We start from the raw sequence: 13829 nt of genomic DNA on the forward strand, positions 1-13829 counted from the left end.
AGCAAACGGACTGACGTTTCAACACACAGCCGCCCGAAGGCGGCTGGAGCCTCTCTCAAAAGCCTTGTTCCATCAGGCTTCGCAGCCCCGATTTCGCTAAGCTCCCAAGAAAAGCGCGAACGCGAGTATAACACAGCCTTTTCCGTTACACCCGCATTCGCAATATCCTTATTGTTAAAGAACAATCCCAGTTCGCCAACCCTGCCGCATTTTCATGAGAACTGTAGGTTGGCGATTCACACAATCAACGTATCCTTAAACACATCCACCGCCGGTTTCGCGCCGTGGTGTTCCACTTTGCGCCGCCATTTGCTGCCCAGATGGTAAAAGCGCAGGCTATCGGTTTCGGGGTTGTAGGTTTTCAAGAGTTTGTCTTTTAAAACAACCCACTGGTCGGGTGCGATGTCGCATTCGAATACCGAATACTGCACGCGCACGCCGTAGTCCAGACACAATTTCGCCACGCGCCGCAGCCTTGCCTGTCCTTCCGCGTCTTCCAGCGAAATATCGTAAGTAATCAGCATCAGCATTTTGTATTCCCATGTGCAGGCTGCTTTAGAGGTCGTCTGAAAACGTCCAGCCTGTTTTCAGACGACCTGCCAACCTATCTCATCAAAAACGGCGGATATTCCGCCAAATCCCCGCGCAAGTGCCGCGCTAGCAGCATCGCCTGAATATACGGTAGCAGCCCGATTTCCACTTCCTCACCCAAAAACGGATGCACGATTTTCTCCTGCTTTTTCGCCTGCAAAGCTTGGAACAACAGCTTACGCGCCTCCGCTTTCAAGCTTACCGCGCCACTTGCCTCGGTAACAAAATCCTGAGGTTTGATTTGCCCGCGGTTAATCAGCGACAGCACCAGCCTGTCTGCCCACCACGCGCGGAATTCTTCCAAAATATCCTGCGCCAAACTGTCGCGCCCCGGTCTGTCTGCGTGCAGAAAACCCACCTGCGGATCTAGTCCCACGCCTTGCAGCGCGCCGCTGATGTCCTTGCCCAAGATGCTGTAAACAAACGACAACAGCGCGTTCACCCCGTCTCTGGGCGGGCGGCGGTTGCGCCCGTCAAAAGTAAAGCCGCTTTTTTCGCTCAAAAGCTGCCCGAACACGCCGAAATAACGTGCCGCCGCATCGCCCTCAATGCCGCGTACCACGTCCAGCTCCGCCGCGCCCTTCAACTGCCGCAGCGAAATGTTCAAAGCATCGACCGCACTTTGAATCGCCGCATTCTCGCCGTAATTGCGAATCTGTCGCTGAAGCACCCGCTTACTCGCCTGAATCTTCGCCGCAATGATATTGCGCGCAATCGGCACAGGATTTTGCTCCGACACCCGATACTGCGCCCGACGCAGCAGCACATTGCCGCTTTGCCGCCCCTGAAACCGCCCTAAGAAACGTCCGTTCTCGGTAAAAAACACCAAATTTACATTATTTTCACCGCAAAACCCCAGCAAAAACGGCGACACCAGCACATTACCAAAACAGAAAATATGCCCGATGGAATGCACCGGCAACTGCGCCACCTTCTTACGCTCCTGCTCCACCACCAGCGTCTCCCGCTCCTTATGCAGATAGCTGCCTTGGGTGGTGATATACAGTGTGTTTTGCAGTTTACGCATGAGGAAAACTCCTTGGGGTTTGACCGCAGTTTTTTGGGTATTTGACAGATTAGGGCTACCTGAAAATTATTGGTAGGCTGGGTTAGGCGGAACGCCGTAGCTCAGCGGAACGGCTTGGTTTCCCAAGTATTGTTTTTCAGACGACCTTAGCTTGAAATTTCGGCGTTTTGTTTGGTTACTCCTACGGCTAACACAACCTACACTTACTTATTAACTATTATTACAACTGTAGTTTATATTAGTAGATACTGTTCCCGGAATATTATGTAACTCACCTTCTAACTTTGAAATAATTTTCTTAAGTTCATCATTATTTGACTTAATACTTAGAATTTTCAATGCAGATAAAATAGATGAAATTGACATACACCAAGCACTAAAACTATCTCGTCTTATTTCGGCTGTATCCAATTTTTCTACTCCAGTCTGTTTGTCGTTATATTTATAACGAATTCCAAAAGATTTTGTTCCCCAATGATGGTAATCAGACATTGACGAATAGTAGTTTTTATAAAAACTGTCCAGTTGAGCAATTTCTGCCAGCTCTTTTATCGTTTTACCTTTTGTCCAAGAATTATAAAATTTACCCTTTTTATTTTTAAAAGACTCGATAATATCCTTATTTTCATTTAATAAATTAATCACCTCTTTAGGTACAGAAGATTTATCAGAAAGCTCATCTAGTCTTCCTTTATCTATCACCAAGCTATAATTCCTCCAATCATCTGATAATTCTTTATTTTGAACAAAACATCCTAAATAAACAGCCCCTTCGAACATACTTCTAGCAATTAAAATATGGCTTTCATTATCCTTTAATGCAAGCATTGCTCGAAGTTGTTCAAATTGCCTTTCTATAAATAGTTTTGATGTGTAATTTGTAGTGTCATACATATCTAATTCTAGACAGTTAAATTTATAATCTAATACTACTATGTCTTCTGCAATTTTCTGTAATTGCATAATAGAGTTATCAAATAAATCATTACTTTCTTGATTATTGCAACTTTCCATAAATGTATCCTTTATTAAGTGATGTAAATAATTAAAAGTTTTATTTTACTAGTTCTTAAACAACCCCTCCACATACCCCACGCTCCTATCCCGTTTCCCCAACAACTCCGGCTGGCAAATCTCCACCAGTGAGCAGGCTTTGCAGCGTTTGCCGTAGTTGGGCGGCGGGGTTTGGCCGCTGTTTAGAAGTTCGCGCACGGCGGCGATGGTGGCGAGTGTTTGGGCGCGCAGGTCGTCTGAAAACACGACGAGGACGCGGTGGCGGGTTTGCATATACCACAGCGCACCCTCAGAGACGGTTTGCCCCGTCATTTCTTCCAAGCACAAACCTTGGGCGCAGAGCTGGATTTCGTCCATCGGGTCGGGTTTGGGCTTGCCGCGTTTGTATTCTACAGGTTTCAGACGACCTGTTTTCGTGTCCACTTCCACCAAATCCAACACGCCGCTGATGCCCAGCTTCTCCGCCGACACATGCACCGTCCGCTCGAAGCGCACGCCCTTGCGCGTTTCCGGCTCGCCCGAATCCACCCGCTCATGCAGCGCCTTGCCCTGCGCGGTCAAATAGTTCTCCGCCCACGCCTGCTCGTTGTGAATCAACGCACATTGACGCGGACAGAAGGCGTAGTGTTGCAGGGCGGAAAGGGAAATCAGGCGCGCGTCCTGATTTTCCCCTTGGGTTTCGGTTGAAAGTGCGGTCATTTTTTCAAACGTTTTTTAAAGCAACTCTTCCACACTCACGCCATTGAGGCCGTCTGAAACCACGCTGATTTTGTAATCGCCAAAACCGCTTGCTGGCGTACCTGATTCGCCGTTTACGCGTTCGACTTTCACGGCGTCAAACAATTTATGTGCAGGCTGGCTGCCGAGTGCGCTGTCGTGTTTAAAAACAATCAGTTTGCGTGCCGCCATTTCGCCACGGGCGGCGGAGCGGTCGTGCTCAAACATCAGTTGCAGGGCTTGCCAGAGTTTGGCTAAGTCGTCGTCTGAAAAACCGGTTTTGGCGGCAAGGTTGGCGGAGATAAAGCCGTGCACGCGGTAGAGCGCGTAAGGGACGATGTATTTGCGCCCCATAGTGCGTTCTTTTTCCAAGTCTTTTTCGTTAGTTACCGCCATGCGGGTGATGGAAACCTCCAGCGGCACAATCGGATCAATGGATTGGGCAAACGCCAGTTGCACCGGGCCGCGCACTTGTCCGCTGTTGACTTCGGTGGTCATCACAGCTCCGAAGGTGCGGATATCGAAGAAGTTTTTGCACATCCAAGCGGTAATGTCGCGGGCTTTGGCTTCGTCTTTGGGCAGTTTTTTGGCTTCAAATTCAATACCGAGCGCTTCATAAGCGCGTTTGTTTTGCAGGTTTAGCACGCTTTTTTCTTTGACGTAGATTTCGTAACCGACTTCGTTTTCGCTGCTGATTTCTACAAAATTACGGATTTTGCGTTTTAAGCAAACATCGGTTACCAAGCCTTTGCTGGATTCGGGGTCAAGGCGCGGCATATTGCCCGCGTCGGGATCGCCGTTGGGGTTGCCGTTGGTTACGTCAAAAAAGTAAACAAATTCATAGCGGTTTTGAATGGCAGACATTTTCTGGCTCCTTAGTTTTCAATGGTTTCAGCGGTTTCTTTTTTAGCAAAATAGCTTTGTTTTTGGTGGTAATAGCCGATAGCAAAGCGGCCTTGCTCGTCAATGCTCAAATGGCGCGGAAAGGTTTCGGGCAGTTTGGCAATGATTTCGCCCAAATCTTTATCCAAATTCACCGCCATACCGGCTTTGTCTTTACGCAAGCGCGACAAATGGTGTTTTGCACCCGACAAAAGGCGCGGAAAAACGGAAAACGGCACGGCGGATGCAGAGCCGTAATAGCGATCGGCAATGCCGGCGTTTAATTCACCGAGTGCCTGATATTGGATGCGCTCCAACACGGCAAACAGCCGCCCTAAAAGATAGGCACGATTCGGGCTTTCATTGTTCAAACTCATAGGAACTCCTTCTTCAATAAAACCTTTTCTAAAACGCCGCTGCAATACGGCTTTAATCATTGCCACGCGCAGTCCGTTCACCTCGCCGTCGGCGCGGATTCGGGTAATCAGTTGCGACAGCAAACTCAAGGGATACGGCGTGCCGCAAATCACGGCACGGGTCATTTCGCCCGCCAACACGGGCGAGATATTTTCGCTTTTGCCCAATACGGCAGTTTGCAATAAGAGTCGCCAAATCGACGGCGGCGTTTTCCATGCACAAGGCTCAAGGGCTAAATCTTGCCAATGCTGCGCCAAATTTTCCGCCAACTGCCCAAACGTAGTGTCCAGCCAAAATCGAACAGAAATCCGCGCGGCATTGGGGGCAAGCCCTAAGATGTAAAAACGGGTATTGGGAGAAAGTTCGGGCGCAATTTCTTGCAACGGACGACCTTTGCTCATTTGTTCCAATACGTTGAAAACTTTGGCGCTTTCTTGTTCATTATCCGGCGGCGTGAACACGTGCGCGAAAAAGCCTTCGGCAGCCTGCGCCGTAGTGCTATCGTCCGCTTCCGCCCAAAAAACCGTGCTGGCATCGCCGATGGTCAAGCAGTGATTATTTTCGCGGCGCAACAGATAGTTCAGCGCGGTGGTGTAGGCAAAGGCGGATTGTTCGGAGACGGGCGCATTTGCGCCTTGCTCCTTGCCGAACGAGGCGAAGGCTTCTTTGTTGAACGAAATAATCGAACCGCCGGAACTTTGCCCGCCAAACACGCCTTTAATCGCCGGATGCAGCCGTGCAATCGGGGCGGTGTCGCCGCTAATCAAGCACAAACCTTCAAGCGCTTCGTCGCTTTTCAGGCAACCTGCCCATAAGGTTTGCGCGGCTTCGCGTTTATGGATAAGTGCGGTCGGTTTTTCAAGAGAAAATGCAATGTTGGCATCCAGCATTTCGGCAGGTAGATTTTCGGCAGCGAAATGTGCAGGCTGCCAGTTTTTTAGAAAACGGCACAAGGCTTGCAAGCCTTCATCGTCGCTGTTTTGCAGTAAATCGAGATGGTATTGCTTGAAGGCGTCAAAGGTTTTTTCAGACGGCGTAAACGGTTTTTCTTTGGCTTCGGCTTTGTTTTTATTGGTTTCCACGCCGAGCGCGTAGGCGGTTTTGTCCCACAAAAAATTCGGCTTGATGCCCGACGTGCGTTTTTCAGGGCGCGGCACGCTCATCAATTTCGGCTGTGGCTTTTTATCGGCGGTCAGATTCGGCACAGCAGTTTTCAGACGACCTTCTTTATCCAACACCAAAATCCAGCCGATCTTTTCCTCGCTAAAACCATAAGGCGGCACTTTCGGGTTGCCCATTTCATCGATTTGTGCTGCCAAACGGCGGTAATAGCGGGCAAGGGACGCAAGAATCATGCTTTCACCTCCTCAGCGTAAAACGGCGGCACATCAATCACGCCGTCTTTCATTTGTGCGCGGAAAAAATGCGGCGTGTTGCCGTGGTCAAAATCAATATCGTGCAGCATCCAGCCCAAATCGCGGTTTGCCTCGCTTTCCACTAACGCCGACAGCGGCAGCGGCTCGTCTTCGTCAATCAAAGCAAAATCGGCGGGGAACTCGCGTACGCCCAAGCACGGCTGCTGAAAGCATTGCCCCTTTTTCGCACGGCGTTTGAACATCTCGATATGCTTGGTAACGGTCTCATCCGTCCCCGCTTTTGCCGTCAGCACCGCATGGGCGTCAATCACATAAGCCACGTCTTTGAGCACCGTCGCCGCGCGCTGCTGGCGGTCGTCTTCAATCAGCGTATATAAATCTGCAACACTCTTACGCTTCATCGCGCCACTAACCTTACCCGCCGAAATCTTGCCGCCCAACTCATTGCGCCGCACCGACTCAAACCGAATCGGTTTCAACACATAAATCCGGTCAATCACCCACCGAATCGCCGGCTTCCAATGCACTGCCGCCAAAATCCCGCGCGCCGCCGACGGTGTGATGACATCATAAGACACCCGCTCCACCTTCATCTCCGGACGGGTAAAACAGGCGTAATCGCCCCAAATGTGTAGGCGGATTTGGTTTGCCATACAAACTCCTTGACACACAGCCGCCCGAAGGCGGCTGATTTTTACTGATAACCTATAAATTTTAGTTTCAACCCACGCACTTGATAAGTGCGATCCGCTTTAGACAGACTTTTTCTCAAATCTTAAAAAATCTGCCAATTTTTTTGATTCGGCAACTTCATCATGCGGAATCAGTACATAACGCCAATGCTTACCATTGTGCTGCAACGCATAATCCGTAGCGTGTTTGCACCATTCAAAAGCTGCATCAGCTTTTGCCAAAACTTCAGGATCTTTTAAATCTTTACCTGCTTTAGTTTCGACAAGCCAGATAGAATCTTCGGTTTCTACAACAAAATCAGGGATATATTCTTTAGAGTCGAAACCAGATTTCCAGTAGATCTGGAATTGTCCTTGAGCAGGTTTGAACCATTTTCGCGCTTCTCGTTCCAGAATCACAGCAAAACGGCGTTCAGTATCAGAGTCGAATTTTTGTAAGGGATACAGACATTTGGAAAAGCTGCCAAACAGCATTTGCTTAATACGGCTGACATCTTTTGGTGTTTGTCGCACAGAATGAATCGGCTCATCAGCTGAAACAGTATAGTTACATGGTTTGAGTGTACTAAATCCTTGGCTGACGAGCGCCTCATAGCTCGCCACTTTTTCCCAAAAATGCGCCATCATTTGGGCATGGATTTCACGGGCAATTAGACGACGTTCTTTATCCAACACACTTAGAACTTCCTCTTCGGATAAATAACCGCGCAGGTGCGCCACCATCTGCCCCGCCAAATCGTAAAGCAAGTCGGCTTGGGTGAAATAGTCGATATCGTCGAAATCCATCAGCGAAAAAACAATATAGTCTTCAGGGCGTTTTTCCTTCATACCCAATTCAGCAGACAGGCTACTTTGTTCATTAGTGTGCAGATTGTGAATAGTGATTTCACGTTCACTCGGTTGTAGATGCAGGCTGCTTAAATCGAGTTTAAACGGATGAAATCCCGTGCTGACTTCCCCGCTAGGTACAACTGTGATTCTAGGAATATCGATGGTTTGATTCACCATTATTTCTGTGGTTTTAGCAACAATCTCAGCTATATCCAGCTCATCCATCGGCAATTCCCCTTGAATCGGTTGTAATGCCGTCTGAACTTCTTGAACGATTTTTTCGCGGATTTCCGTTGTCAATAAGGCTTGGGAAGTTGGTGCTTCACTTGGACGGGTAGCATATTTTGCCGCAGCTTCCATTACTGTGTGGGCAATGCGTTTTTCGGTTTCAGTTTTAAAAACAGGCTGATAATCGACTGAAGAATTGGTTTCTGAAATAGCTTGTTTTGTATTTTCAGACGACGTTTCCGCCAATCCCAATATCGTTTCCACACCGCTATACACCTGCACGCTGATTTTTTTATCGTCCGCACTTGGTGCATCCAAAATCACCTGTTTCAATTTCAGCACTGAATCACCTTTATTGGCTTCATCGATGATTTCCTGAAAGCGGTCGTGGGCGATAATGTTCAATCTATCTACCACTTCCACTCCCGTACGTTTTCCGTAAGGCAGACGCAAACCGCGTCCGATAGATTGCTCGATCAGTGTTCTAGCATTGGCAGCGCGCAGCGGTACGATAGTATAAAGATTGGTAACGTCCCAGCCCTCTTTGAGCATATTGACATGAATCACGATTTCCGTCGGCTCATCCACGCTCTCCACCGCCAAAAGTCGTTCAATCATTTCTTCTTCGTCTTTGCCTGATTTACTCGAATCCACCTGAATCACTTTGCCCTGATAACGCCCGTTATAAAAGTTGTCCGATTCCAGTAAAGACAATAATTGCGCCGCGTGCGTGGTATCGCGAGCAATCACCAGCATAAAAGGCTTCACTACAGCAACATTATTTTCCCGAGCATAAGTCATAAGCTCGACCTTGGTGTTTTCATGCACACGCACGCCGTCTTCCAACTTGATTTTCTCAATTTCTTCGGGCGTATAATTTTTCGCATCAAAATTGCGCTGCGTAACTACCGCAGGCATTTTGACAAAACCATCGTCCATTGCCCGGGCCAGCGGATAATCTACAATCACGTTTTTGAACGGAATCGGCGCTTTGGTGGATTCCACAAATGGCGTAGCAGTTAACTCCAAGCCAAAAAGCGGATTTAGCTCATTAATCGCCCGCATCCCCGCCTGCGCTCGATAGCGATGCGATTCATCCATCAGCAATACCAAATCGGGCAGATTCGCCAGATAGTTGAAATAACTATCACCCAGCACTTCACGCATCCGCTTGATTTTCGGTTCTTTGCCGCCGCGCACCTCGCTGTTGATTTTGGAAATATTGAACACATTAATGGTAATCTCACCAAAAAGATTATCCATTCCCATGCTCAAATTCTGCTGCTCATAGTTGTCGCCGCTAATCAGTTTAGGTGGATTTACCGCAAATTCGCTGATACCTTTAAACACATATTTCGGCGTATTCGGTGTAAAGTCGGCAATCAGCTTGTTATAAATTGTCAGGTTCGGTGCAAGTACAAAAAAATTATTGATACCGTGTGCCAAATGCAGATAGGCGATAAATGCCCCCATTAGGCGGGTTTTTCCCACCCCCGTTGCCAAAGCAAAGCACAATGACGGAAATTCCCGCTCAAAATCTTCTAAAGTAGAAAACTCTGCTTTTAAAGTATTCAACACTGCAGCCACATCTCGATCTTTTTGTGCCATTTCCGGGGCAGCATCCAACGCCTGCTTTAACTTCGCCAAACTTTCTGCTTGCGGTGCACGTAAAGACAAACGTCCGTTGATATAGTTTTGAGTTCTGATGCTCATGGTTTTATCTCTTATCTCTTGTTTTCAGTTTGTTGTGTGTCTCTCACTTTGTCAATCAAGGTACAAAGATGGAACCACGGCAATTGTCCAACAGCCTGTTGGACAATTTCAAAATCAGTCCAGGCTTCAGCGAAAGCCCGCATATACAGAAGGTTGGCACGGGAAAACCCCTTCATTTCAGGAAACGCCTCGCGCAAATCCCGCCCCAAGCGGTCAATCACTTTGCTACCCCAGCCTTGCGCAGCCTGCCGTTGCAAAATATCCCGCCCGATATGCCAGTAAAGCGATACCAGCTCGGCATTTACAGCCAAAACCGCTTTGTACCGTGCGGTCAGCACCCGGTTTTTAATGTCTGCCAGCCATTGCACATAATCGGCGGGCATCATCGCCATTTCCTTACCCATCACTATCCTCTCCATCAAACAATCCGCCCTGATTTTCGACCGCACTTTTGCGTTTCACGGGTTTGGTTTTGGCGGCGGGTTGGTTTTCAGACGACCTTGGTTCAGGCTCTTCTTCTGCCATCGGAAGATTGGCGACGTTCAAGCTGTAATCATCGTGTCCCCATTCGCAGCGTTTCAAAATCATTTTGGGGATTTTTTTTAAGGAAAGATTCGGGAAACGCTCTGCTGCCTGATCTGCCGTAATCCCACGCCAAGCGGAGCAGCAGATTAGCAGGCTGCGACCTGCTCCAACCTCGTCTGAAAGCACTTGCAACTGCTCAACAGATAGGCTTTGGGTGGTAACGTAGATAAAATCGTTTTCGCTGGAATAACCGTGCTGCCACCAAAGGTTTTCAGACGGCATATAGGTAAATCCCTCCAGCTTCGCCAACGCTTCCGCCAGCATTTCAGGGTTGTAGTCGGGATTGATGATTTGATTGCCCCATTTGTCATTGACAATCAATGTTGGCGCAAGGCGGAAATAACGGAATCCGCCGCCGCCCTGCCAATTCACCGCCTTGGAAATACCACCTTGGTCTTCGCCATCGATGACTTTTTGCAAACGTGGGATAATGTGGGTATGGCAATGCTCGCCCAGCTCCACCATAATCCAACGCCGTCCCATTTTATGGGCAACTGCGCCGGTGGTGCCGCTTCCGGCGAAGGAATCAAGGACAAGATCGCCGGGATTCGTAGCTAGCTCTAAGCAACGTTTAATCAATTTTTCAGGTTTTTTTCCTTTTCGGAAAGTGACACTTCCTTCCTTTGCAATTCCTTCCCATGCAATATCTTTCCAAATATTAGTTAGTAGTGCTGTTGCTGATAGCTTTCCGTCAATCTCTGCAACATTTTTTTTATAAAAAATTAATTGCTGTCCATCTAAAACATATACATCGTCAAGATCTCCTAAACGCTCTAATTTGAAAACTTTTCCTGGATTTCTTATCGATTCTTTTTTTAGCTGAATAATCTTTTCACCTGCCCCTGAATCACTTATAGATGCTAAACGGCAAACTTGCTCTGAGTTATTTACTATAAAATCATGAAAATGTTCCAAAATAGAATCTGGTCGTCTAGAACGAGAAGGTGGAGATTTTTCATAAGCATCCATCAAAGGGGATAACTTCCAGTTTGAAAAATTATCCTTTGGATTTTCTAACCATTTGTTATATGCATAGTCTGGTGTACGAGCTACACGTCCAGAATTTTCAATAAATTCACTTTTATCTCTTGCATACCAAAGAATATATTCAGAAGATTTAAATACTCCTGGATTAACCGTACTAAAAGCGGATGGTGATCTTGCTTCAATCGTTATTCTATTTACAAAATTATTTCTTCCAAAAACTTCATCAAGAACAACTTTACAATAATCGAGCTCATCATCATTTAGATGGACAAAAATAGAACCTTTGGGAGCTAATAAATTTTTCAAAAGCTTAAAACGTTCATACATTAAACCAAGCCAGATAGAATGTTCTAGGCCATCATCGTAATTTTCAAAGGCATCGCCCGTGTTAAATGGAGGATCGATGTAAATGCAAGATACTTTGCCCGTAAATTCCTGCTCCAAAGCTTTAAGCGCAAGCAGGTTGTCACCAAAAATCAATCGGTTGTCAAACGCCGCCGCCTCCGACCGCACTTTGGCGTGATAGGATTTTTCAGGATCTTCGAGCAAAATCCGCGCTTCTAACTTCGGACGTTTATGTTTGCCTATCCAGGTGAGTTCTAGTTTTTGTTTGGTCATTCTTTGTCCTCTACAAATAAATCTGACTGCTTTAGTTTTTACTTGGATGATTTCCCATTACCTTCAATAGCCTGCGACTCATTATCACGCTCTTCAATAATTTTCTGATATTCATTTTTTATCAGGATCCTAACATTTTCCAATATATAATTCTCAATATTTTTTTTGACAATAGACGTGGTTTCATTTTCAGTTTTAATATTAATAACTTCAAAAGCAAATTCAGAACTTCTATCGAAATCCTTTTTTCTTGATGAAGAACTAAAGAAAAAAGCTACTTTTACCCGACCTTTATTTATACCAAATTCATATTTATAGGTTAATTCCATATTATCAATGAAGTAATATTGGTAGTATTTTTCATCAGAAATTAAAAATATATTATGTAATCGGTCACCATCTATAGTCATATACTTTACAGTCTGATTCATCCATGATACTTCTGGATCATCAGGTAATGGCTTTGTTGAAGCTTCTCTGCTAATAACTACTTCATTTACATTGTCTAATATTAAAAATGTTCCCTGACCAGCTGTCAGTCTTTTAAAAAATCTTACCCTCTCTATTTCTTTAAAAGCATTAAAAATAATTTTTGATTCAATATCGCTTTTAATAACTCCAAAATTTTTCAGCTTTTTCGCAATGGCAGCACAAATTCTTTGATTTATAATTTCAGTTTCTTTAGATGTATGAGTAGATAGAAATTCTATTTTAAGATCAGTATCTTTCTTTTGAACTAAAACTTCCCCTTCAAAAAACATTTCTCGCTTTAAAAAATCTTTACTAAAATCTATTCTTTTTATTTCATATCTAATCCTTACAGTATTATTTTTATCAAATATTGGATTTGGCTTTTTGGTTACCTCAATATTTGGTATATCTTCAAAAGGATTAAATTGTGAAGAAAATAAATTTTTAAGTGGTGTATTTAAATCAATACCCGCCCCTACCAATTCCAAGCTAGATATTTTATTTTTAGGCTTAGAACTTCTAGAAATTGAGTTATCAATTATTCTTGCATATTCATCCGATGTTAAAAGTGTTGCTGTAAGTAACGGAACAGAAATAATCTTATCGCTATTTCCACAAAAGATCCCCTTATCCTTTAATGTAGAACTAATGTCTCCATAGGAAATATGATTACTATTCAGGAGAATCCGAAGTTCAGCCCCTGAAGGTATCAATCCTTTCAAGTCAATTTGCTTGCTCATGTTTACTCCTGAAATAAATTTAAAATTGATTCGTTATAAGAGAAAACTTGAATTCTCTCACTTCTTTCCTTAAAAGAAAGGCTAGCTTTATTAACAATGTTACTATCCCGTGTTGGATTATAATCAGAAAACCCAATACAAATATCACTAACCAATCCAGCCGAAAAGTTTAATGCATAAGCTATCATATTCTTACAAGTCAATTCATTAAAACTTTCCCGACTATATAGATAGAATTTATTTTTACCATCAATATCAACAATAGCAGTAATAATGTCCGATGATATTAGTTCAATAGGCAGAAATTTCCCCTTCCTATCCGAATCAACCAAAATAGATGTTCCAATTTTAGGGTAATAAAATTGATAATTTCCATTCGATTTACTTGATAAGTCATTTATAACTTTTAAAATAAAACTAGCTCTGCCACTATCTATAATATAATAAGGTGTATCTCCATCTAAACTCGGCTTGGATCTCGCAATGACTGGCAGAATATTTCTATCAATATTGTCTTTATCATTATGCAACCAAACTAGAACGCCTATGTGCCTTACATTAACCTTGGCTTTATATGATTCAATAAGAGAATCAATTTCTGAATTATATTTTGCACACTGGATAATCTGCTCTAGTTCTTTAATGTCATTATTAAATTTTCGTCTAATATCTGATTCCAAATCAGAATATCCATCCCAATTATGTTTAACTGAAACATGGGCAACTACTGTAGTTTCATCATGAAATGGATTATCATATATATAAACAATATCATCCCCATGACTTTTCCTTTGGTTACCTGAATCGTTTATATGATTGCTATTATTGCAGTTGATAGAAATATTTTGAATCTTATGCTTCCAGCCAATTTTCTCTAACAAAGTTGATGCAAGTTTTTCACCAACTTCTCCAGATTTTTTAGAGTTTTCACCTGACATAT

General features: G+C 44.6%; 12 protein-coding genes and 1 CRISPR repeat array (1 of these 13 running past the window's edge). All 12 genes read right to left on the reverse strand.

Going from position 1 to position 13829, the window contains the following annotated elements; all coding sequences use genetic code 11:
* A CRISPR array of direct repeats spans positions 1-47; the repeat unit is 32 nt; unit sequence GTTTCAACACACAGCCGCCCGAAGGCGGCTGG (it extends 4043 nt beyond the left edge of the window).
* Between the two features lie 189 nt (positions 48-236).
* Positions 237-530, reverse strand: coding sequence for a CRISPR-associated endonuclease Cas2 (gene cas2 / locus J7445_RS05150; protein ID WP_003685729.1), 294 nt, complete (start codon positions 528-530; stop codon positions 237-239).
* A gap of 74 nt (positions 531-604) precedes the next feature.
* Entirely contained in the window at positions 605-1618 is a 1014-nt protein-coding gene (gene cas1c, locus J7445_RS05155; RefSeq protein ID WP_209283250.1) for a type I-C CRISPR-associated endonuclease Cas1c, read from the reverse strand.
* 210 nt (positions 1619-1828) lie between these two features.
* Positions 1829-2632 (reverse strand): DUF5677 domain-containing protein, encoded by an 804-nt coding sequence (locus J7445_RS05160; RefSeq protein WP_209283251.1) that lies wholly within the window; start codon positions 2630-2632, stop codon positions 1829-1831.
* A gap of 48 nt (positions 2633-2680) precedes the next feature.
* Entirely contained in the window at positions 2681-3331 is a 651-nt protein-coding gene (gene cas4, locus J7445_RS05165; RefSeq protein WP_209283252.1) for a CRISPR-associated protein Cas4, read from the reverse strand.
* Positions 3332-3346: 15 nt separating this feature from the next.
* Positions 3347-4213 (reverse strand): type I-C CRISPR-associated protein Cas7/Csd2, encoded by an 867-nt coding sequence (gene cas7c / locus J7445_RS05170; RefSeq protein ID WP_209283253.1) that lies wholly within the window; start codon positions 4211-4213, stop codon positions 3347-3349.
* A gap of 11 nt (positions 4214-4224) precedes the next feature.
* On the reverse strand, positions 4225-6003 hold the full coding sequence (gene cas8c, locus J7445_RS05175; RefSeq protein WP_209283254.1) for a type I-C CRISPR-associated protein Cas8c/Csd1: 1779 nt from the start codon (positions 6001-6003) through the stop codon (positions 4225-4227).
* Complete coding sequence (gene cas5c / locus J7445_RS05180; protein WP_209283255.1) at positions 6000-6677, reverse strand: type I-C CRISPR-associated protein Cas5c; 678 nt, start codon at positions 6675-6677, stop codon at positions 6000-6002. The genes cas8c and cas5c overlap by 4 nt, the downstream gene beginning before the upstream one ends.
* Positions 6678-6776: 99 nt before the next feature.
* Positions 6777-9488: a DEAD/DEAH box helicase gene (locus J7445_RS05185; protein ID WP_209283256.1), complete on the reverse strand. Its 2712-nt coding sequence runs from the start codon at positions 9486-9488 to the stop codon at positions 6777-6779.
* 11 nt (positions 9489-9499) lie between these two features.
* Positions 9500-9907, reverse strand: coding sequence for a DUF1016 N-terminal domain-containing protein (locus J7445_RS05190; RefSeq protein WP_244969542.1), 408 nt, complete (start codon positions 9905-9907; stop codon positions 9500-9502).
* Complete coding sequence (locus J7445_RS05195; protein WP_209283258.1) at positions 9885-11678, reverse strand: site-specific DNA-methyltransferase; 1794 nt, start codon at positions 11676-11678, stop codon at positions 9885-9887. The genes J7445_RS05190 and J7445_RS05195 overlap by 23 nt, the downstream gene beginning before the upstream one ends.
* 38 nt (positions 11679-11716) lie before the next feature.
* Positions 11717-12889, reverse strand: a complete 1173-nt coding sequence (gapS4b, locus tag J7445_RS05200; protein ID WP_209283259.1) for a GapS4b family protein — start codon at positions 12887-12889, stop codon at positions 11717-11719.
* Between the two features lie 2 nt (positions 12890-12891).
* Positions 12892-13827 carry a GapS4a family protein gene (gene gapS4a, locus J7445_RS05205; RefSeq protein ID WP_209283260.1) on the reverse strand — a complete coding sequence of 312 codons (936 nt, stop codon included), beginning with the start codon at positions 13825-13827 and terminating at the stop codon, positions 12892-12894.
* Positions 13828-13829: the final 2 nt, after the last annotated feature.

This window comes from Neisseria sicca, assembly GCF_017753665.1.
Taxonomy (GTDB): Bacteria; Pseudomonadota; Gammaproteobacteria; order Burkholderiales; family Neisseriaceae; genus Neisseria; species Neisseria flava.

What these genes read in the sequence shown, in the direction of transcription:
- cas2 (WP_003685729.1), bottom strand. Translation starts at nt 530, where the DNA reads ATGCTGATGCTGATTACTTACGATATTTCGCTGGAAGACGCGGAAGGA.
- cas1c (WP_209283250.1), bottom strand. Translation starts at nt 1,618, where the DNA reads ATGCGTAAACTGCAAAACACACTGTATATCACCACCCAAGGCAGCTAT.
- J7445_RS05160 (WP_209283251.1), bottom strand. Translation starts at nt 2,632, where the DNA reads ATGGAAAGTTGCAATAATCAAGAAAGTAATGATTTATTTGATAACTCT.
- cas4 (WP_209283252.1), bottom strand. Translation starts at nt 3,331, where the DNA reads ATGACCGCACTTTCAACCGAAACCCAAGGGGAAAATCAGGACGCGCGC.
- cas7c (WP_209283253.1), bottom strand. Translation starts at nt 4,213, where the DNA reads ATGTCTGCCATTCAAAACCGCTATGAATTTGTTTACTTTTTTGACGTA.
- cas8c (WP_209283254.1), bottom strand. Translation starts at nt 6,003, where the DNA reads ATGATTCTTGCGTCCCTTGCCCGCTATTACCGCCGTTTGGCAGCACAA.
- cas5c (WP_209283255.1), bottom strand. Translation starts at nt 6,677, where the DNA reads ATGGCAAACCAAATCCGCCTACACATTTGGGGCGATTACGCCTGTTTT.
- J7445_RS05185 (WP_209283256.1), bottom strand. Translation starts at nt 9,488, where the DNA reads ATGAGCATCAGAACTCAAAACTATATCAACGGACGTTTGTCTTTACGT.
- J7445_RS05190 (WP_244969542.1), bottom strand. Translation starts at nt 9,907, where the DNA reads ATGGAGAGGATAGTGATGGGTAAGGAAATGGCGATGATGCCCGCCGAT.
- J7445_RS05195 (WP_209283258.1), bottom strand. Translation starts at nt 11,678, where the DNA reads ATGACCAAACAAAAACTAGAACTCACCTGGATAGGCAAACATAAACGT.
- gapS4b (WP_209283259.1), bottom strand. Translation starts at nt 12,889, where the DNA reads ATGAGCAAGCAAATTGACTTGAAAGGATTGATACCTTCAGGGGCTGAA.
- gapS4a (WP_209283260.1), bottom strand. Translation starts at nt 13,827, where the DNA reads ATGTCAGGTGAAAACTCTAAAAAATCTGGAGAAGTTGGTGAAAAACTT.